At 39.3% G+C, this 17,920-nt stretch carries 13 protein-coding genes and 1 pseudogene; 11 read left to right on the forward strand and 3 right to left on the reverse strand.

Annotated features, from left to right (window positions below):
* The first annotated feature begins 40 nt into the window (after positions 1-40).
* Genes MUB24_RS14440 through MUB24_RS14455 form a run of 4 tightly spaced genes read left to right on the forward strand, consistent with a single transcriptional unit; the run spans position 41 to position 3,489 of the window.
* A complete protein-coding gene (locus MUB24_RS14440; RefSeq protein ID WP_244705304.1) occupies positions 41-949 on the forward strand; it encodes a metal ABC transporter solute-binding protein, Zn/Mn family in 909 nt (302 codons plus the stop codon).
* Positions 950-1,678 (forward strand): metal ABC transporter ATP-binding protein, encoded by a 729-nt coding sequence (locus MUB24_RS14445; RefSeq protein WP_244705269.1) that lies wholly within the window; start codon positions 950-952, stop codon positions 1,676-1,678. It begins immediately after the preceding gene.
* A 6-nt stretch (positions 1,679-1,684) separates the two neighbouring features.
* Complete coding sequence (locus MUB24_RS14450) at positions 1,685-2,614, forward strand: metal ABC transporter permease (RefSeq protein ID WP_244705271.1); 930 nt, start codon at positions 1,685-1,687, stop codon at positions 2,612-2,614.
* Positions 2,611-3,489 carry a metal ABC transporter permease gene (locus tag MUB24_RS14455; RefSeq protein WP_244705273.1) on the forward strand — a complete coding sequence of 293 codons (879 nt, stop codon included), beginning with the start codon at positions 2,611-2,613 and terminating at the stop codon, positions 3,487-3,489. Before MUB24_RS14450 ends, MUB24_RS14455 begins: the two co-directional genes overlap by 4 nt.
* A gap of 63 nt (positions 3,490-3,552) precedes the next feature.
* Here MUB24_RS14455 and MUB24_RS14460 read toward each other — a convergent pair whose 3' ends face one another.
* A complete protein-coding gene (locus tag MUB24_RS14460) occupies positions 3,553-4,140 on the reverse strand; it encodes a hypothetical protein (protein ID WP_244705275.1) in 588 nt (195 codons plus the stop codon).
* 207 nt (positions 4,141-4,347) lie between these two features.
* On the opposite strand from MUB24_RS14460, the gene msrA reads away from it, so the two are divergent.
* From msrA to MUB24_RS14475, 3 genes are all read left to right on the forward strand, one after another.
* The gene (gene msrA / locus MUB24_RS14465; protein ID WP_244705277.1) at positions 4,348-5,307 is read left to right on the forward strand and encodes a peptide-methionine (S)-S-oxide reductase MsrA; all 960 of its coding nucleotides are present in this window, start codon (positions 4,348-4,350) and stop codon (positions 5,305-5,307) included.
* Between the two features lie 255 nt (positions 5,308-5,562).
* Entirely contained in the window at positions 5,563-6,573 is a 1,011-nt protein-coding gene (locus MUB24_RS14470; protein ID WP_244705279.1) for a dienelactone hydrolase family protein, read from the forward strand.
* Positions 6,574-6,591: 18 nt separating this feature from the next.
* Positions 6,592-7,875, forward strand: a complete 1,284-nt coding sequence (locus tag MUB24_RS14475; RefSeq protein ID WP_244705281.1) for a Gfo/Idh/MocA family protein — start codon at positions 6,592-6,594, stop codon at positions 7,873-7,875.
* Positions 7,876-8,239: 364 nt separating this feature from the next.
* Here MUB24_RS14475 and MUB24_RS14480 read toward each other — a convergent pair whose 3' ends face one another.
* A complete protein-coding gene (locus MUB24_RS14480) occupies positions 8,240-9,565 on the reverse strand; it encodes an ABC transporter substrate-binding protein (protein ID WP_244705283.1) in 1,326 nt (441 codons plus the stop codon).
* 180 nt (positions 9,566-9,745) lie between these two features.
* On the opposite strand from MUB24_RS14480, the gene MUB24_RS14485 reads away from it, so the two are divergent.
* From MUB24_RS14485 to pelA, 4 genes are all read left to right on the forward strand, one after another.
* The gene (locus tag MUB24_RS14485; RefSeq protein WP_244705285.1) at positions 9,746-10,633 is read left to right on the forward strand and encodes a helix-turn-helix transcriptional regulator; all 888 of its coding nucleotides are present in this window, start codon (positions 9,746-9,748) and stop codon (positions 10,631-10,633) included.
* Between the two features lie 333 nt (positions 10,634-10,966).
* On the forward strand, positions 10,967-12,307 hold the full coding sequence (locus MUB24_RS14490; RefSeq protein WP_244705287.1) for a glycoside hydrolase family 28 protein: 1,341 nt from the start codon (positions 10,967-10,969) through the stop codon (positions 12,305-12,307).
* On the forward strand, positions 12,307-13,872 hold the full coding sequence (locus MUB24_RS14495) for a glycoside hydrolase family 43 protein (RefSeq protein WP_244705289.1): 1,566 nt from the start codon (positions 12,307-12,309) through the stop codon (positions 13,870-13,872). Before MUB24_RS14490 ends, MUB24_RS14495 begins: the two co-directional genes overlap by 1 nt.
* 109 nt (positions 13,873-13,981) lie before the next feature.
* Entirely contained in the window at positions 13,982-17,299 is a 3,318-nt protein-coding gene (gene pelA, locus MUB24_RS14500; RefSeq protein WP_244705291.1) for a pectate lyase, read from the forward strand.
* A 282-nt stretch (positions 17,300-17,581) separates the two neighbouring features.
* On the opposite strand, the pseudogene MUB24_RS14505 reads toward pelA, so the two are convergent.
* Positions 17,582-17,806 (reverse strand): annotated as a pseudogene (locus MUB24_RS14505) (helix-turn-helix transcriptional regulator); the annotation flags it as partial.
* Positions 17,807-17,920 lie beyond the last annotated feature (114 nt).

Below are 17,920 nucleotides of genomic sequence, written 5' to 3' on the forward strand. Positions count from 1 at the left end.
TAAAAGATTTCTATTTTCAGGGATTGTCATATTACTAATTATGACTTTGGCTCTAGCAGGTTGTTCAGGCGATAAGAAAAAGGAAGCAGCTTCGGCTGAAGGGGATAAAAAAATAAACATCGTGACAACCATTGCACAAATTGCTGAACCAATTTCCATTATTGGCGGTGAGTATGTACAAGTAGAAAGCTTGATGGGGCCAGGAGTTGATCCGCATTTGTACAAGGCAACTCAGGGAGATATTAAAAAATTAGAAGGTAGCGATATCGTTCTATACAGCGGATTGAATTTGGAAGGAAATATGACAGAAGCATTTGAAAATATCAGCAAGAAAAAAACGGTTAGTGCTATTTCGGAATCCATTTCTGAGGATCAGCTATTGAATGATGAGAATGGAGCTATTGACCCACATGTTTGGTTTGATATTGAGTTATGGAAAACTGCACTAGAAGAAGCAACAGCGACGTTGAAGGAATATGCTCCGGATCATGCGGATGATTTTGAAAAAAATAAAAAGGACTATTTCGTAAAACTAGATGAGTTGTTAGAAGAATCAAAGTCAAAGCTTGCAGAAATTCCAAAAGAGAAGCGAGTATTAGTCACAGCACATGATGCCTTTGGATATTTTGGTCGTGCCTATGATATTGATGTTGTTGGACTACAGGGATTGAGTACAGAAGATGAAATTGGTATTTCTGATATTGACGATACAATTGAGATCATTATGGAGCATAAAGTTCCTTCCGTATTTGTAGAAAGTAGTGTCAATCAAAATTCGATTAAAGCTGTTATTGAAGGCGCAAAAAAGAAAGGCTTAGACATTCAATTAGGCGGAGAGCTTTATTCAGATGCCATGGGAAATGAAGGAACGGAGGAAGGCACATATATTGGAATGTATCGATATAATGTAAAAACCATTTATGAGGCATTACAAGGAGTGGAGGAATAAATGTCCGTATTGAAGGTAGAAAATCTTTCGGCCGCCTATCGTAAAAATAAAGTTCTTTATGATGTGAATTTTGACATTCACCCAGGCTCCTTAACAGGCATAGTTGGTCCCAATGGGGCAGGTAAATCAACATTACTGAAAGTGATGCTAGAATTACACCCGAAACTTACTGGAGAAGTGAAGTTCTTCAACACCAGCCTGGCCAAAACAAAAACGAAAGTTGGCTATGTCCCTCAACGGGGTTCCGTTGATTGGGACTTTCCAACCAATGCTTTGGATGTGGTGTTAATGGGGCTTTATGGAAGAATCGGTTGGTTTAAATGGCCTGCGCGTAAAGATAAGGAAAGAGCAATGGAATCTTTAGCCAAAATGGGAATGACTGATTATGCCGACCGACAGATTAGCCAATTATCTGGAGGACAGCAGCAACGAGTATTCTTGGCACGGGCTCTCGTACAGGATGCTGATCTCTATTTAATGGATGAACCGCTTGTGGGTGTAGATGCTGCAACAGAAGCGGCGATTATGACAACATTAAAAGAATTAAAGATGGCTGGGAAAACAGTTATGGTTGTTCATCACGATTTATTAACAGTTGGAGAGTATTTTGATCATGTCATGCTTCTCAATCGAACCATTATAAAATATGGGAAAACCGAGGAAGTTTTTACAAAAGAAAATGTGCAACAAACATATGGTGGAATTTTGCGATGGATGAAGGAGGCTTGATCTACAATGCTAGATATGTTCTTATCACCTAATGCCCAGTGGGTCCTTTTAAGTGCATTAATACTCGGGATAGCCTCTGGTATGGTTGGGTGCTTAGCTTATTGGAAAAGGCAAAGCTTAATGAGTGACGCATTGTCCCATGCGGCTCTACCTGGTGTTGTTGTGGCCTTTATGATCATCGGAACGAAAAACCTGCCATTTATGGTCCTGGGTGCAGCGATCAGTGCTTTCGTAGGAGCGTGGCTTATTCAATGGATTCGCTCAGCTAGCCGGATCAAAGAGGATACAGCAATGGGGATTATTTTATCCGTGTTTTTTGGATCTGGAATTATGTTATTAACAAAAGTAAGTAGAATGACAACAGGAAACCAAGCGGGTCTGGATAATTTTATTTTTGGTCAAGCGGCTTCCATGGTTCGAACGGACGTGTACACAATGCTTTCGGTAGCCTTGCTTGTGATTTTTATTATTTTTATCGGTTTTAAAGAATGGAAGTTATTCCTATTCGATACTAATTTTGCTAAAGGAATCGGCCTTTCTAGTCGGTTAATGGATAGTATTTATCTAGCGCTGCTTGTTTTGACCATTGTCATCGGTATTCAGGCAGTAGGCGTTATTCTGATGGCGGCACTTCTGATTATTCCAGCTGTAAGTGCCCATTACTGGACACATTCTTTTCGGAATATGTTAATCCTCTCAGCTGTTTTTGGTGGGGGTTCAGGGATGTTAGGTGCGCTTCTCAGTGCAATGGGAAAAGGATGGCCAACTGGCCCGTTTATTGTAATGGCAGCCTCAAGTATCTTTTTGATATCATTTATTTTTGGTGCTCAAAGGGGAATATTTATAAAGGCTATACAGTTTCGACTTCAACGAAAAAATCATACTAAAACTTCTTCCCCACAACTATCGCGCATTAAAGGAGGAGAGGCCAGATGAGTTATGAAGGATGGATCTTAATCACCGCCTCATTGGTAGGACTCTCCTGTGGTATCATTGGCGTTTTTCTTATTCTGAGAAGAATGGCGATGATGGCTGATGCGATTAGTCATACAGTTTTACTCGGAATTGTATCTGCTTATTTGATTACAAAAGAATTAAGTGGTATCTATATGCTGATCGGTGCCATTATTGCCGGATTATTAACAGCATTTCTCGTTCAATGGTTCCACTCACTAGGTGTTCAACAGGATGCTTCTATCGGAGTTGTTTTTACAACTCTATTTGCGATTGGGGTCATCTTAATTGCAACCAAAACTGGAAACGTCCATTTGGATGTCCAACATGCTTTAATGGGGGAAATTACGTTTGTTCCATGGAACACCTTAACGGTTCCGGCGTTAGGAGAAATTCCCCAGGCAACTTTTATTTTGTTATTGGTATTACTAGTTGTTCTTGTCGCCATCATTGCTTTTTATAAAGAATGGAAAATTACGACATTTGATGCAGCGCTAGCGGCAAGTATTGGGATCCCGGTGATTGGAATGCATTATCTATTTATGACACTTGTCTCCATCACAACGGTGGCATCATTTGACGCAGTCGGCGCTATCATGGTTGTAGCCATGCTGATTACCCCCGCAGCGGCTGCCTACCTTTGGACAGATCGATTACTCGTGATGATCCTGTTAAGTGCAGCATTCGGTGTAATTTCCGCAATTGGGGGTTATTACCTGGCCGTATGGTTAGATACATCGATTTCCGGATCAATGGCTTTCGCAACCGGTATTTTATTTTTACTCAGTTTCATTGGCTCACCTAAGCACGGTATACTTTCTAGACTTGTCAAACCATTTACCGTGCATTCTACGTAATTTAAGAAAGCAATCGTCTAGGCGCTGGAGCTACAGTATCCCCACGATGGGAGGGGGCTGCTCTTATTTGTTTGGAAGTTCAGAGCCTTTTCGCTTTTTTTGTAAATAAAGGAAAAGGCTCGTGATCGCCTTTGAAAACAGGAAGACAATCAGATAGATAAGGAAAATTTCAAAAAAAGTAATGTTTGGGTTAATCTCAATAAGATGAATACCGGCGGCAATCGGCTGAATGATAAAAGCAAAAAAAGCGGCTAAAAGCAACGTATATAGATAATAATTTTTGTGATGATTCAATGTCCATTGATACACAAGCATAGCAAAAACGGGTATAAGGGAACCCTCAAACGAAATAGATGGAAAAGGGGGAATCACATAGTATGGGTAATTAATCAAGCCTAGGTACATAAAGGCCACATTTGCATAGCCAAACCAAACATTGACATTTAATCCATAAAACCCCAAGAGGAATATTTTCTTTCTATCGATGGTAAAAAATAATACAATTAATGGGAGAATAAGCATGCCGAGAATCACCCAAAATTGCCATGTGTCTATATAAGAATATTTTTTCCAATATTCCGTTCCGACACGAACCAAATCCTTATCGATTTCCACAAGTTTCTCAAAAAGTCCAGTTTGTTTTTTTGTCATAAGTTTGTACTCCAAAATTTTGATCATTATAATATGCTTTCATTCCTTTATGGTCTCCAATAGTTGAACGAATATTCCATATAGCTATAAAAGATCCGGATCACAACCGGAGTCATAGCAATCATTGGCTTTTTAAAAGGCAGAGCTATACAATAGAGAAAAATGTGGAACAGTAGAAAACAGGCAAATAAAAGGAGTGAATAGTAGATGGCTGAAACTTTTGAATTAGCAACTTTTGCGGGAGGATGTTTTTGGTGTATGGTTTCCCCTTTTGATGAACAACCTGGAATTAAAGAAGTTGTTTCAGGTTACACGGGAGGGCATACGGAAAATCCTACTTATGAAGAGGTTTGTTCTGATACAACAGGACATTTTGAGGCAGTTCAGATTTCGTTTGACCCTAGCGTTTTTCCTTATAAAAAATTATTACAATTATTTTGGCAACAAATTGATCCAACTGATCCCGGTGGCCAATTTGGAGATAGGGGACATTCGTATAAGACGGCGATTTTTTATCATAATGAAGAACAAAGAAAATTAGCAGAAGCCTCCAAATTGGAATTAGAGGAAAGTGGCCGTTTTCAGAAACCAATTGTCACGGAAATTTTACCGGCAGCTCCTTTTTATAAAGCAGAGGAAAAGCATCAACATTATTATAAGAAAAATCCATTCCACTATAATGCTTATAAGGAAGGGTCGGGGAGAGCCCAATTCATCCGCCAAAATTGGAAAAAGCAAAAAACCGATGAGGAGCTAAAGCAAGAGTTAACCCCTATTCAATATGAAGTAACAAGAAAAAATGCTACCGAACCCCCCTTTCAAAATGAATATTGGGATAACACGGAAGAAGGAATTTATGTCGATGTCATATCAGGGGAACCGCTATTTAGTTCGACGGATCAATATGATGCTGGCTGCGGTTGGCCAAGCTTTACCAAACCGATTAGACGGCCAGAGTTAGAAGAGAAGCTCGATACATCTTTTGGCATGAGAAGAATCGAAGTACGCTCCAAAACTTCCGATGCCCATCTTGGTCATGTTTTTGATGATGGTCCTGGTCCTGATCGTGCTCGCTATTGTATTAACTCCGCCGCTCTTCGCTTTGTTCCAAAAGACAAATTGCAAGAGGAAGGGTATGGAGAGTATATCAACTTATTTAAAGAATAATGGATAACTGGAGAAAAAAATCGCATAATCCTCCGCTTATAGCTCTTATTAGTCTAACGGCTAATGAGAGCTATATTTTAGTTAAAAACTTTATAAGAATAGTGAAAGGTCCTTTAGAAAAATTTTTAAAAAAAGCTTGTTCTTTTGTTGAAATTGAATTAACATGATAATAACAACGTTGTTATTAGCGTAGTGATAAACGGAAGCGCCGTCATTGCGAATAGAAGGAAAACAGATTGGAAAGGAAGGGAATTCATGTGGTCTGCTGATGTATATCTGGACCAGTTGTACAAAGAATCGGTTGGTGATCCACCGAATCTGTATGATGATCAGTGGAAAAAGAAGCTAAAGGAAAAATTCAAAACAGCTCTAGGGGACTTTACTTATCAGTCAGTAGATCAGGAACCTACTCTACTGGAAAAACAGGATATGGGAAAATATATACGATATCGGATTGAATGGACAACAATCCCACCACTAAAAATGCCGATTTATCTATTAATACCTAAAAATCATTCTTTGCCGCTGCCTACCGTGCTTGCGATCCATGGTCATGGATATGGGCATAAAGAATTGGTTGGATTGAACCCTAATGGTTCACCAAGAAGTAAGTCAACGTATCATGAAGATTTTGCTGTTGACTTGGTTCAAAAAGGGTTCGCCGTCGTTGTGCCAGAACTGATTGGGTTTGGTGATCGAAAATTGCAAGAAGATCAGGGGAGAGGAAAACCCACCGATAATTCCTGTTACCGATTAGCCAGCCAATTGCTTTTATATGGGAAAACCTTAGCAGGCTTAAGGGTTTATGAGTGTATAAGGGTCATCGATTACTTGGAGACACAAAAGGAATATGATCTAAGCAAACTCGGTTGTATGGGAATATCAGGAGGGGGGCTTGTAACAGCTTTTACCTCTATCCTAGATGAAAGGATCAAGGCAACGGTAATTAGTGGATACACGAATACTTTTAAAGGAAGTATTATCGACCGAAGGCATTGCTTAGATAATTATATTCCGAATATCTTACAAATAGCGGAGATGCCTGAACTCATTGGTTTAATTGCGCCGCGGGCTTTATTTATAGAGGCGGGGAAAGAGGATCATCTTTTTCCTTTGGAACATGTGCAAATTGCCTTAACAAAACTTCAAGAAATTTATTTGGCTTTCGATGCGGAAACCTCACTAGACGCCCATATTTTTGATGGGGGACATGAGATCTGTGGAGAGCAATCATATGATTGGCTCGTTCGTCAACTACTTCAATAAAATAGGAGATGAAACACAATGAAAAAGAAATATGTTTTAATTGGAACCGGAGGAAGAGCAGAATTTTTCTATGGTGCTCTTGCAAGGGATTATACAGAAACATGTGAATTACTTGCTTTTTGCGATATCAACCAAACGAGAATGAATTATGCGAATCGTTTACTTGAAGAAAAATATGATCATCCTAAAATCAAAACCTATCTTTCTAGTGAATTTGATCAAATGATTGAAAAAGAAAAGCCTGATTATGTGATTGTCACAACCATTGATCGTACGCATCATACGTATATTATCCGGGCTTTGGAACTTGGTTGTGATGTGATCACTGAAAAGCCGATGACGGTCGATGTGGAAAAAACGAAAGCGATTTTAGATGCGATTGAGCGTACAGGACAAAAAGTGCGGGTTACTTTTAATTATCGCTATGCCCCTCATAATACAAAAATAAGAGAAATTATTCGGGATGGAGTCATTGGTGATGTCCATTCGGTCCATTTTGAATGGGCGTTAGATACCCAGCATGGTGCGGACTATTTCCGTAGATGGCATCGGAATAAACGGAATAGTGGTGGACTCCTTGTTCATAAGGCGACCCATCATTTTGATTTAGTGAATTTTTGGCTGAATTCTGCTCCTGAAACCGTATATGCATCCGGAGGCTTACGCTTCTATGGAAGGGAAAATGCGGAAGCAAGAGGAGTAACGAACTTCTATCAACGGGCCCATGGAAATGAGTATGCGAAGGATGATCCATTTGCGATTGATTTGGAAGCAAATGAGCATTTGAAATCGATGTATTTAGAGGCGGAAAAAGAGGACGGATATCAAAGAGATCAAAGTGTGTTTGGCGACGGTATTGATATTGAAGATACACTAGGTGTGCTTGTGACCTATAAAAATAAAGCGATTCTCACCTATTCTCTCAATGCGTATCTCCCGTGGGAAGGGTTTATTATTACGTTTAATGGCAGTAAAGGCAGACTAGAAGTGATCGTACGTGAGCAATCTTATATCAATTCGGGTGGGAGTAAGGATGATGAAGGGAAGTTGAAAGAAAAAACCATCCGCGTTCTACCGATGTTTGGCAAGCCTTATGAAGTAGAGGTCCAGGAAGGAAAAGGGGGCCATGGTGGAGGCGATGTCGTCTTGCTACAAGATCTATTTGGCGAACCAACAGAAGATGAGTTCAACAGGGCTGCCTCCCATATTGATGGAGCAAGATCAATCATGACAGGGATCGCTGGAAATATCTCGTTGAAAACCGGGCAAGCTATAAAAATAGATGATTTGATTAAATTTTAAACAATTAAAATACGATCATCAACATAATAGTACGTGTTCAAAAAGGAGGATAAAAAGGACCAAGAAGTTCGAGGCGGCGTAGCTTTGAGCAGCGGAACGTATGCAGTTAATACGTGAGCAGCGGAAAAGCAAGCCAACGAAGAAATTCGCAGTGTCATTTTTACCGGACTTTTTGAACATCCTCTAATAGCTATGCATTTTATAAGCCTCTACAGGCCAATAACCAGGCGCTATATGATCAAAAAGGCAAAAATGTACTGCACCCCAAAAGTTAGAGTGATACCCAGCTTTTGAGGTGCATTTTTTATGGCAAAATATAGGGAACAATTTAAACTGATGTTTGTAAAAGAATATCAGGTTGATTTTATTCTTTTCCGGACATTTCCGCGATCACACTCCGGGTTTCTTCATCCATCTTTCTTATAACCGTGTTGATATCATCGCCCTCAAGAAGTCGCTGATACGCATTGATCATGACAGATGCACTCTCGTATCGCGATCTTTTGGGTATGGGAGCACTCTTAAATTTAAATAACGCATCTACATTTTTTTTAGCCATAATATCGGCATGTTCTAATGCTGTTCCAAATTCTTTCTGCACATCCTCATCAAGTAAAGCAGTTCCCCCTCCCGTACTTACGGACCATCTTTGATATTCTTCTGACATTAGATAGGCGAGAACCTCAAAGGCTGCATCGGGATTTTCACTTTGACTTGTCACGAACATCGTATTTAATAGTTCATTAGGAGTATAATCCGGATAATCCCCACCCCAAACAGGGTATGTGACCCAGTCAAAGTTTAGACCGGCTTCATATTCACGCCAAGTCAGACCATTAGCTTGATCACGGAATGGGAATAGTGCATAATCAAATGCCGTATCAGCACCTTCCGCATTATGCAGAAATGTCGCCAATTCTTCCGTGGACTCCATTTCAGGAAGGTTTCCGGGGATGTTTATAATGGCTTGTATACGCTCTAGGAAAATACGTAACTCTTTATTATCTAGGATTGTCGGTTCATTTGTTTCCGGATCAACTAGGGTGGTACTTACTTGCTGTAGACCAAGCTTCCCCGGGAAAATCCCATGATAAATTTTACCATCCCTTTCACCTGTTAATTGCTTACCTAGTTCAATGACTTCATCCCAAGTCATATTGTCTGTTGGATAAGGGACACCGAAAGCGTCGAAAATATCCTTATTATAGGTCATGACATATCCTTGTTTAAAAACTGGGAGGGCATTAAGTTCGCCAATGGGTGAGTTAGCTTTCAAGGATTCTATTATTCCTTGATCATATTTACTAAGATCAAGGCCATGTTTTTCGATTAATGGCATCTGATCGCGAAGTAAATCGAGTTCTTTGAACATTTCGAAATTAGTCCCCATGGCAATATCTGGTATAAATCCCTTGGCAAAGTTCTCTTCAATTTCCTCTTTCCCATTTGCTTGGATATACGTTAGTTTTATGTGTGGTAAAGCTTTTTTGATATGTTGATTAAAAATCTCTTCAAATTCTTTCTCTCCCCAGTGAATCATCAAAGAAACCTCTATTTGCTCGGGTTCACCTGCATCCTCTGTAACTGAACTTTCTTCTTCCTCATCATTATTACTAGAAGCCCCATCTACTTCCTTTCCACCAGAATCGCTACTACATCCCACAATTAATGCCATTAGCCCAAGTATCATGAGAAGACCCCACAACCTTTGTCGCACTCATACCACCCCTTCTGCTATTGTTTTTCTAACCAACTAGAGATAACGCTTTCATAATAACGCACTATAATGCTATACTCTATATAGTAATTTGCTCAATTTTTTAGCTTTCTTTGCTTTTTTTGTCCTTGATGCGATTGGAGGGTTTATGAAATGGTAGATAACTTCGGTCCGAAGTATTATTTAGAGAATGAATCTTTTTCCATGCAGTTCATGCGCCGAAAAGGTTATTCATCTATGCCTACATCCCATGCTCACGCTTTTTATGAATTATATTATTTACGTAAGGGGGAGAGAGTCTATTTTATTAATGGTAATGTATACACTGTAAAGAGTGGCGATATTATCGTTATTAATCCACATGATGTCCATCGAACAACAAGCTCATCTGTCCCTGAATTCGAACGAATTTTAATTAATTTCACTCATAATTTCCTTGAGCCAGGTATTTTGTCATCAGACCTACCCCTGCTTCCTTTCCAACATGGTTCTCAGTTAATACGATTTCCAGTAAAGGAGCAGCCGAACACCGAACAACTCATTTTTGAGATGTTAAGAGAATGTAAGGAGAAACAGGCAGGTCACATCTTTTATGTAAAAGCTCTATTAACGAAATTATTAATTCGAATGTATCGGCAATCCTTCCAAGCGCCACCGGAAAATGAACATCCCATGCATGAGAAAATCTCTGAAATCGCCACCTATTTGCATCAACATTATCTAGAGGAATTAACATTGAAGAAGATTGCGGAACGATTTTATATCAGTCCATCTTACCTTAGTCGGACATTCAAAAAAGTAACCGGTTTTTACTTCAGTGAATATGTCCAAGCGGTTCGGTTGAGAGAGGCGAGGCGCCAATTGATCGAATCAGATGAGAAGGTATTGACGATTGCTGGAAATGTAGGTTTTCATTCGATCGCACATTTCAATAAGACATTTAAAAAAATGACAGGTGTCTCACCGATACAATTCCGTAAGCAAAATAAACATCTTTCTTATGAGGAACAAAAAAGTTATTTGTTGAATAGAGATTCTTAGAATGTAACTCACAAGGAAAATTTTTTTGAGAGTCAAGGAAATTCCTTATCCTACAAGGGAGCCGTTAGCTTTACTAGCCAATATACTCCGGTTAGTTGAGCTGACGGCTCTTTATTTTTGTATTCTCCGAAAAAAGTGTTGGCCAACTTTTACTAAAAGTGATTTTATAGCTGGTTCCGAACACGATAACAAAAAAAGCAAAGAAAGATAGAAATAGAACATAAATATGTATAGAGAATAGCAAAATCATGCGCTATTATGAAGGCGTTATCTTTAAAGCTTGAGTTTTATCATAAGGGCTTTAGTTTTGAATAGAAGGGGGATATTTTCATCATGAGTATTTTTTATAATATTACAGAGTTTGGCGCAAATTCTAATAGCGTGGTTATGACAGAAAAGATTCAAAAGGCAATTGACAGGGCTTATACGAATGGTGGGGGAACTGTCATTGTCCCTGCAGGTGAATTTTTAACGGGTTCTTTACGTTTAAAAGATAATGTTGAATTGCATTTATTACCTGGAGCAAGATTAAAGTTTTCAGACAATCCAGCAGATTATCCGGTTGTACATTCTCGATGGGAGGGGATATCCCAAAATGTACATGCCTCCTGTTTGTATGCGGAAAAGGCAAAGAATATTTCTGTAACGGGATTTGGCTGTTTAGACGGAAATGGACAAAAATGGTGGGAAAGGGAACGGAATAAAACGGATAAATCCGCTTATTTTCGCCCGAAGTTGATAAGTTTTGATTCCTGTGAGCAAATTACTATAAAAGACGTTCGAATGATGGATTCGCCTAGTTGGACGGTCCATCCGGTCAGAAGTTACAACATCACAATTGATAATGTATCGATTAAAAATCCAGCCGACTCCCCCAATACAGATGGAATCAATCCGGAATCCTGTAAAAATGTTCGCATCAATAATTGCAATATAGATGTGGGCGATGATTGTATCGCCATTAAAGCAGGCACAGAAGAAACTGTAGAATGGATGTCTTGTGAAAATATCACCATTTCGAATTGTACAATGGTTCATGGTCATGGGGCGGTTGTGATTGGGAGCGAGATGAGTGGGGATATTCGGAATGTGGCAATCACGAATTGTATTTTCCAAAATACGGACAGAGGAATCCGCTTAAAATCACGTCGGGGCCGGGGCGGAATTGTTGAAGATATCCGCGTAATCAATCTTGTGATGGATAATGTTATATGTCCATTTGTGATTAATTTGTATTATTATTGTGGTCCCCTTGGGAAAGAGAAATATGTTTGGGATAAAAATCCTTATCCCATTACGAAAGAAACACCTCATTTCCGTAGAATTCATTTTGCGGATATTACAGCTCGAAACGTCCAGGCTTGTGCAGGATTTATCTATGGACTAGCAGAATTATATGCGTCTGAAATTACTTTTTCAAATATTGATATTTCAATGGCCGAAAATGCAGTCCCTGGACGCCCGGCGATGATGGCCAATCTAGATAATATGACAAATCGTGGGTTTTATGTTGGCTTTGCAAAGGATATTTTGTTCCAGCATATTACCATTGAGAACCACGAGGGTCCTGCGTTTTATTTAGATTCTACAAAAGATATTGACATCCTGCATTGCAAATCTCGACATACGAAACAACCAGAAAAATTGGTGGAAAAAAGGAGAGTGGAGAAATAATGCATCATACATGGATAAAAAATCCAATATTAAGGGGATTTAATCCTGACCCTAATATTTTAAAAGTGGATGACATTTTTTATATTGCCGTTTCGTCTTTTGAATGGTTACCCGGGGTACGAATCTATCAATCCAATGATCTCGTAAACTGGGAGCATGAAACAGATATTCTTACCACACAGGTTGATTTACGGGGGAATCCTCAGGGTGGTAGTATATGGGCGCCACAGCTCAGTTATGCGGATGGACTATTCCATTTAATGTATACAGATGTCAAAAGTACGAAACGCCCATTTAAAGATAGCCATAATTATTTAATCACATCTCCATCTATTCTTGGTCCATGGTCTGAGCCTATTTATATCAATAGTAGTGGATTTGATCCTTCCCTTTTCCATGACACTGATGGTAAAAAGTGGGTTTTAAACGAAATATGGGATTATCGTATGACAACGAGAAATAAATCAGCAGGAATTGTGATGCAAGAATATGCTCCTGATCAACAAAAGCTAGTTGGACCTGTATATAAAATATTTGATGGTACAGAACTTGCTAAAACGGAAGCACCGCATATATATCAATATGGAGAATATTATTATTTAATCACTGCAGAAGGGGGAACAGGAAAAAGACATGCTGTAACGATTTGTCGGTCGAAAAAAATAACAGGGCCTTATGAACTGGATCCGGAATACCCGATGTTGACGGCAGGGGATAAGCCGGATTCCCCCTTACAATGCTCGGGCCATGGAAGTATTGTGCAAACGGATGAAGGCAGATGGTATATGGCCTATCTATGTACAAGACCATTGTTGGGAAAGGCCGCGATTTTAGGAAGAGAGACAGCGATTCAAGAAGTTTATTGGACAGAGGATGGATGGTTACGATTAGTAGGAGGGGGAAATGCACCTGCGATCGAGACAGAAATTGCAACGAAACAACCGATAGAACAGAAAAAAGACACAAATTTTCGTGATGACTTCAAAGGTCCTTTGAAAAAAGAGTGGAATACACTCCGTATTTTAGCCGATGATACTTGGTGTGATTTGGCTAGTCGACCTGGTTATCTACGAATGATTTCGGGAGAATCGATTCAATCCTTATTTGAGCATCATATTTTAGCGATTCGGCAAAAAGATTTTCGTTTTAATGCTGTAACTAAAATAGATTATCAACCCACTGCTTTTAATCAAATGGCAGGTTTGATCCTATATTTAAATGATAGTAACTATTTGTATGCATATATCACGCATGATGAAGAAAAGGGACGAGTGATTCGACTGTTGCGTTCTAAGAAAAATGAATCCATTTTATTCCCAGAGACAGTTCAAGTGGAAGAGGGGGAAATGGAGTTAAAGATTGAGGTAGCGGGTCCTACCGGTCAATTTTATTATCGAATAGCTAGACAGGACGTTTGGCAGCAAATCGGCCCTCCACAAGATTTGTTATTTCTGTCAGGTGGTTTTACCGGGAATTTTGTTGGGATCGCCGTACATGATATGGATGAGAAAAATGGCTCATATGCCGATTTTGATTATTTTGATTATCAAGGGCTAGATGAATGAGCTAGTCAATCATAATTTGATCATATTTTCAATGAAAGGGGCTGACACAAGAAGGGGAAAAATAGATTCTGATTAAGGTAAATAAAAAAGGAAAGGGGTAGAAGGATGTATGACTTTTAAGCGTGTAGGAATGATGGTCTTAATCTGTATCGTAACATTGTTCATTATGTTTCCGATTTTTCCTTTTAAAGTGGTCAAAGCTGAGCCGAATTTTGAAGCGGACATGGAAGTAGATGAGATTTATGAAGCCGAAGAGGCCGAAGTGGAAGAGATTGTTTCGGGCTTGCAGTTAAAAAAACTAAAGGAAATAGGGATGATTGTTGAAAACCAGGCAAATGATGATCAGCCTATAACAAGAATAGAATTTATGTCTTTAATCAATGATGCCTATGGATTCGTGAAAACGGAGAAATTTAAAAATCTCAGCAATGAAACGACTGTATGGGAAGTTTCTCTGGATGAATGGGATGCCTATGTGCTTGAAGCGGCGAAACAAGCAGGATATACGGACTTTCTTGTAGACAATGGTCAAATAAAGCCAAATCAACCAATTACAAAGGAGGAGGCTGGGAAAATCATTGGGCATTTACAGGGGGAATCGAATCGTTCATCTGATTCAACGGAATTAACTTGGGGAGAGGCAAAAGAGCTTATTGCCCCTTTAAAAAGGGACAATATGTCAGATGACGTCGATATGGTCGGTGTATACGCGATAGACAAAAGTGTACTTGCTGTTACACTAAATGGTGATTTTGAAGAATTTGATTTTAATGATCTAGAGGTGGTGGTACCAACAAAAAGCTGGGAAGGATTGTCGCCTGGATTTAAAAAATTGAGAGTTGACAAAGCCGCAAAAGGCATCAATAAATTCGGGCAAACGGTTTTAATCGTACACAGCTTGGATGAATGGGATGAAAATGGCGAATATGAACAGGTGATCGATGATATGAGATTTTCAGGGGATCTTGATGACGCTATAGAAAAAGCTAATAATTTGTTAACGTGGCAAATGGAGCATGGCGGTTGGACAAAGAATTGGCCCCATATATACACCCGCCCATGGGATGGAGAGGAATCCCGTTCTGAGTGGATGAAGGATGGTGTGGAATTAGGAACGATTGACAATGATGCGACCATTTCAGAAATGTTATTTTTAGCTCAAATTTATCAAGAAACAAAAGATCCGAGATATAAAGAGAGTATTGAAAAGGGAATGGATTTCTTATTTAAACTGCAATATTCAACCGGTGGATTCGCACAGGTGTACCCTGAAAGAGGGAACTACTCTGATTATGTTACATTCAACGATGAAGCGATGATTAATGTTTTGGAGATGATGGATCAGATTGTAGAAAAAAGATATCCATTTGACTCAGATCTGATTAATGAAGAATATCGTACAAAAGTTCAAGAATCAATTGATTTAGCTGTTGACTATATTTTACATGCTCAAATTGAGGTGGATGGGAAGCTGCTGGCCTGGTGTGCTCAACATGATCCCGTAACATATGAGCCAAGAGGAGCGCGTTCCTACGAACATCCATCCATTTCTGGTTCAGAATCGGTAGGGATTATTCGCTATTTGATGTCTAGGCCACAAACGGAAAAGATCAATCAAGCAGTGTTAGGAGCATTGGAGTGGTTCGATGAAGTAAAACTTGAAAACACCCGCTATATAAGCGGTGACCCGAATAATGAGTATTTTGTGGAAGATGCCAATTCAACAGCATGGTATCGGTTTTATGAAATCGGCACGAATAAACCGATTTTCTCTGGTCGGGACGGGATTATCAAGCATGATATTATGGAAATTGAAGAGGAACGTAGAAACGGTTACGCATGGGGTGGTCATTGGGCGACGAAGTTACTAGATATTGCCCAGCAAACAGGTTATTTTACGAATAAGGTATTTGTCCAGGTAAGTGACACAAATTCCGTTGATTCGTTTGGAAGAACGCTTGTACAGGGGGAGATTAAGAAACTCGAAGGACAGATCAAACAGATGGAGGATCTTGATGACAAATTTATTGTTTCCCAAGATGGAAGCGGGGATTATGAGACTGTACAATCAGCGATTGATGCGATTCCAGAAAATAATACAACACCAGTTACCATCTATGTGAAAAATGGTATCTATAAAGAAGTGGTCAAAGTTCCTAAAAATAAGCCCTATATTACAATAATGGGAGAAAGCATGGATGATACGGTGATTACGTATGATAATTATGCGGGCAAAGACAATGGTGTTGGTGGAACCATTGGGACAAGTGGAAGTGCTAGTGCCTTTTTACAAGCAGACGATTTTCGAGCAGAAAATCTTACTTTTGAAAATGCATTTGACGAATCGGCAGATGTAGACGGAAAGCAAGCAGTTGCTGTTAACGCAAATGGTGACCGGATGTATTTTAAAAATGTACGGTTTATTGGAAATCAAGACACATTATTAACGAACGGGGGTACACAATATTATACTCAAGTATATGTAGAGGGCGATGTTGATTTTATCTTTGGATCTGCAAGGGTGGTATTTGAAGATTCTGTCATCCACTCCTTGGATCGCGGTTCTGATACAAATAACGGCTATATCACAGCGGCTAGTACACTCCTTGCAGATGAGTATGGCATGTTGTTCTTAAATAGTAAATTTACGAGTGATGCTGCTCCAGGGACTGTCTATCTAGGACGACCATGGCCTGCTGGTGGAAATCCCAATGCGATTGGTAGTGTAGTAGTGATGAAGAGTGAATTAGGGGATCATATTCATAAGGATGGCTGGACATCTATGAGTGGATTAGAGCCGGAAGATGCAAGATTATATGAATATCAAAACTATGGTCCAGGTGCCATTATCAATGAGTCTAGAAGACAGCTATCTGATGAAGAAGCTGCTAATTGGACAGTGAAAAATGTTTTAAAAGGTTGGGATCCAAGAGAAGAAGAACCAGGACAAGAACCGCCAGAAGGCGTTTCTGAGCTAGAGACCTTGATAGACGAAGCAAAATCAATCAAGAATGATGGAAAATATACAGAAACAACGTATACCGCCTTACAACAGGCCATTTCAGATGCAGAGAAAGCATTAGAGGAAATAAAAACAGAAGAAGAATTAGCTGCGGCGATTTTTGCTTTACAATCAGCGATTAATGGGTTACTGACATTAGATGAACTTGATACAGCTCATCTACTTTCAACCCTTGAGGATCATCAAGAAGACTTTTCTGAAAAAGATTATCGTTCCCTTACGGTTCATTTGACAGCTGTTGGTCAATTTGAGAAAAAGGGAGCGGCTGCAAAAGTCATCAAACATATGGAAGGTTTCAAGCAATTGCTTGATTATCAGTTGGAAAACAACTCGATTTCTCAAAAACTGTACGAAGTTCTAAAAGCAGATGCCCATTCACTCATTCAGAAATGGGAAGGGAAATAACAGGATAATCTTTTTAATGGATGATACATCGAGCATGACAAAAAACTATCCATTAACAAAGGATGAAAGGAGCAATGCACGTCTTCTCACCAACTAATTAAAATGAAACCCAAATGTTAATCGTACGGGGGGAAACATTTGCGGAGCTACATTTAGAAAAGAGCCAAAATAAAATACAACATCAAGTGGAGGAAAAAAGTTGTTTTCCTCCACTTGATTCATTTAAAGGTCAAATCGGAAGCTCAGTATGCTCAACAGGAGGTGAATGGATCCGTTGTAAAACTAGATGGCCTGTTTATGCTGTGTCCGATACCTGCCGGGTGTAATCCCTTCCAATTTTCTGAAGGAACGAATAAAATTTTGCGAATTATTATAGTGTAATTTTGCCGCAATCTCTTTGACGGAAAGATCCGTATTCACTAACCATTGCTTCGCCATATTGATCCGATACACGATTAAATATTCACTAAAGGAAATTTTCATTTCCTTTTGAAAAATACTACTTAAACGACCACCTGCTCAAAGCAGGTGGATTTTGACATAAATGTCGATGACTAAAGTCATATCCCAGGCTGAAGTCCTGCTCAAAGTCCGAAGGCTAAAGCATACTCGAAATAAGAC

Origin of the sequence: Lederbergia sp. NSJ-179 (assembly GCF_022867885.1) — a bacterium.
In the GTDB taxonomy this organism is placed as follows: Bacteria; Bacillota; Bacilli; order Bacillales; family Bacillaceae_C; genus Lederbergia.

What these genes read in the sequence shown, in the direction of transcription:
- MUB24_RS14440 (WP_244705304.1), top strand. Translation starts at nt 41, where the DNA reads ATGACTTTGGCTCTAGCAGGTTGTTCAGGCGATAAGAAAAAGGAAGCA.
- MUB24_RS14445 (WP_244705269.1), top strand. Translation starts at nt 950, where the DNA reads ATGTCCGTATTGAAGGTAGAAAATCTTTCGGCCGCCTATCGTAAAAAT.
- MUB24_RS14450 (WP_244705271.1), top strand. Translation starts at nt 1,685, where the DNA reads ATGCTAGATATGTTCTTATCACCTAATGCCCAGTGGGTCCTTTTAAGT.
- MUB24_RS14455 (WP_244705273.1), top strand. Translation starts at nt 2,611, where the DNA reads ATGAGTTATGAAGGATGGATCTTAATCACCGCCTCATTGGTAGGACTC.
- MUB24_RS14460 (WP_244705275.1), bottom strand. Translation starts at nt 4,140, where the DNA reads ATGACAAAAAAACAAACTGGACTTTTTGAGAAACTTGTGGAAATCGAT.
- msrA (WP_244705277.1), top strand. Translation starts at nt 4,348, where the DNA reads ATGGCTGAAACTTTTGAATTAGCAACTTTTGCGGGAGGATGTTTTTGG.
- MUB24_RS14470 (WP_244705279.1), top strand. Translation starts at nt 5,563, where the DNA reads ATGTGGTCTGCTGATGTATATCTGGACCAGTTGTACAAAGAATCGGTT.
- MUB24_RS14475 (WP_244705281.1), top strand. Translation starts at nt 6,592, where the DNA reads ATGAAAAAGAAATATGTTTTAATTGGAACCGGAGGAAGAGCAGAATTT.
- MUB24_RS14480 (WP_244705283.1), bottom strand. Translation starts at nt 9,565, where the DNA reads ATGATACTTGGGCTAATGGCATTAATTGTGGGATGTAGTAGCGATTCT.
- MUB24_RS14485 (WP_244705285.1), top strand. Translation starts at nt 9,746, where the DNA reads ATGGTAGATAACTTCGGTCCGAAGTATTATTTAGAGAATGAATCTTTT.
- MUB24_RS14490 (WP_244705287.1), top strand. Translation starts at nt 10,967, where the DNA reads ATGAGTATTTTTTATAATATTACAGAGTTTGGCGCAAATTCTAATAGC.
- MUB24_RS14495 (WP_244705289.1), top strand. Translation starts at nt 12,307, where the DNA reads ATGCATCATACATGGATAAAAAATCCAATATTAAGGGGATTTAATCCT.
- pelA (WP_244705291.1), top strand. Translation starts at nt 13,982, where the DNA reads ATGACTTTTAAGCGTGTAGGAATGATGGTCTTAATCTGTATCGTAACA.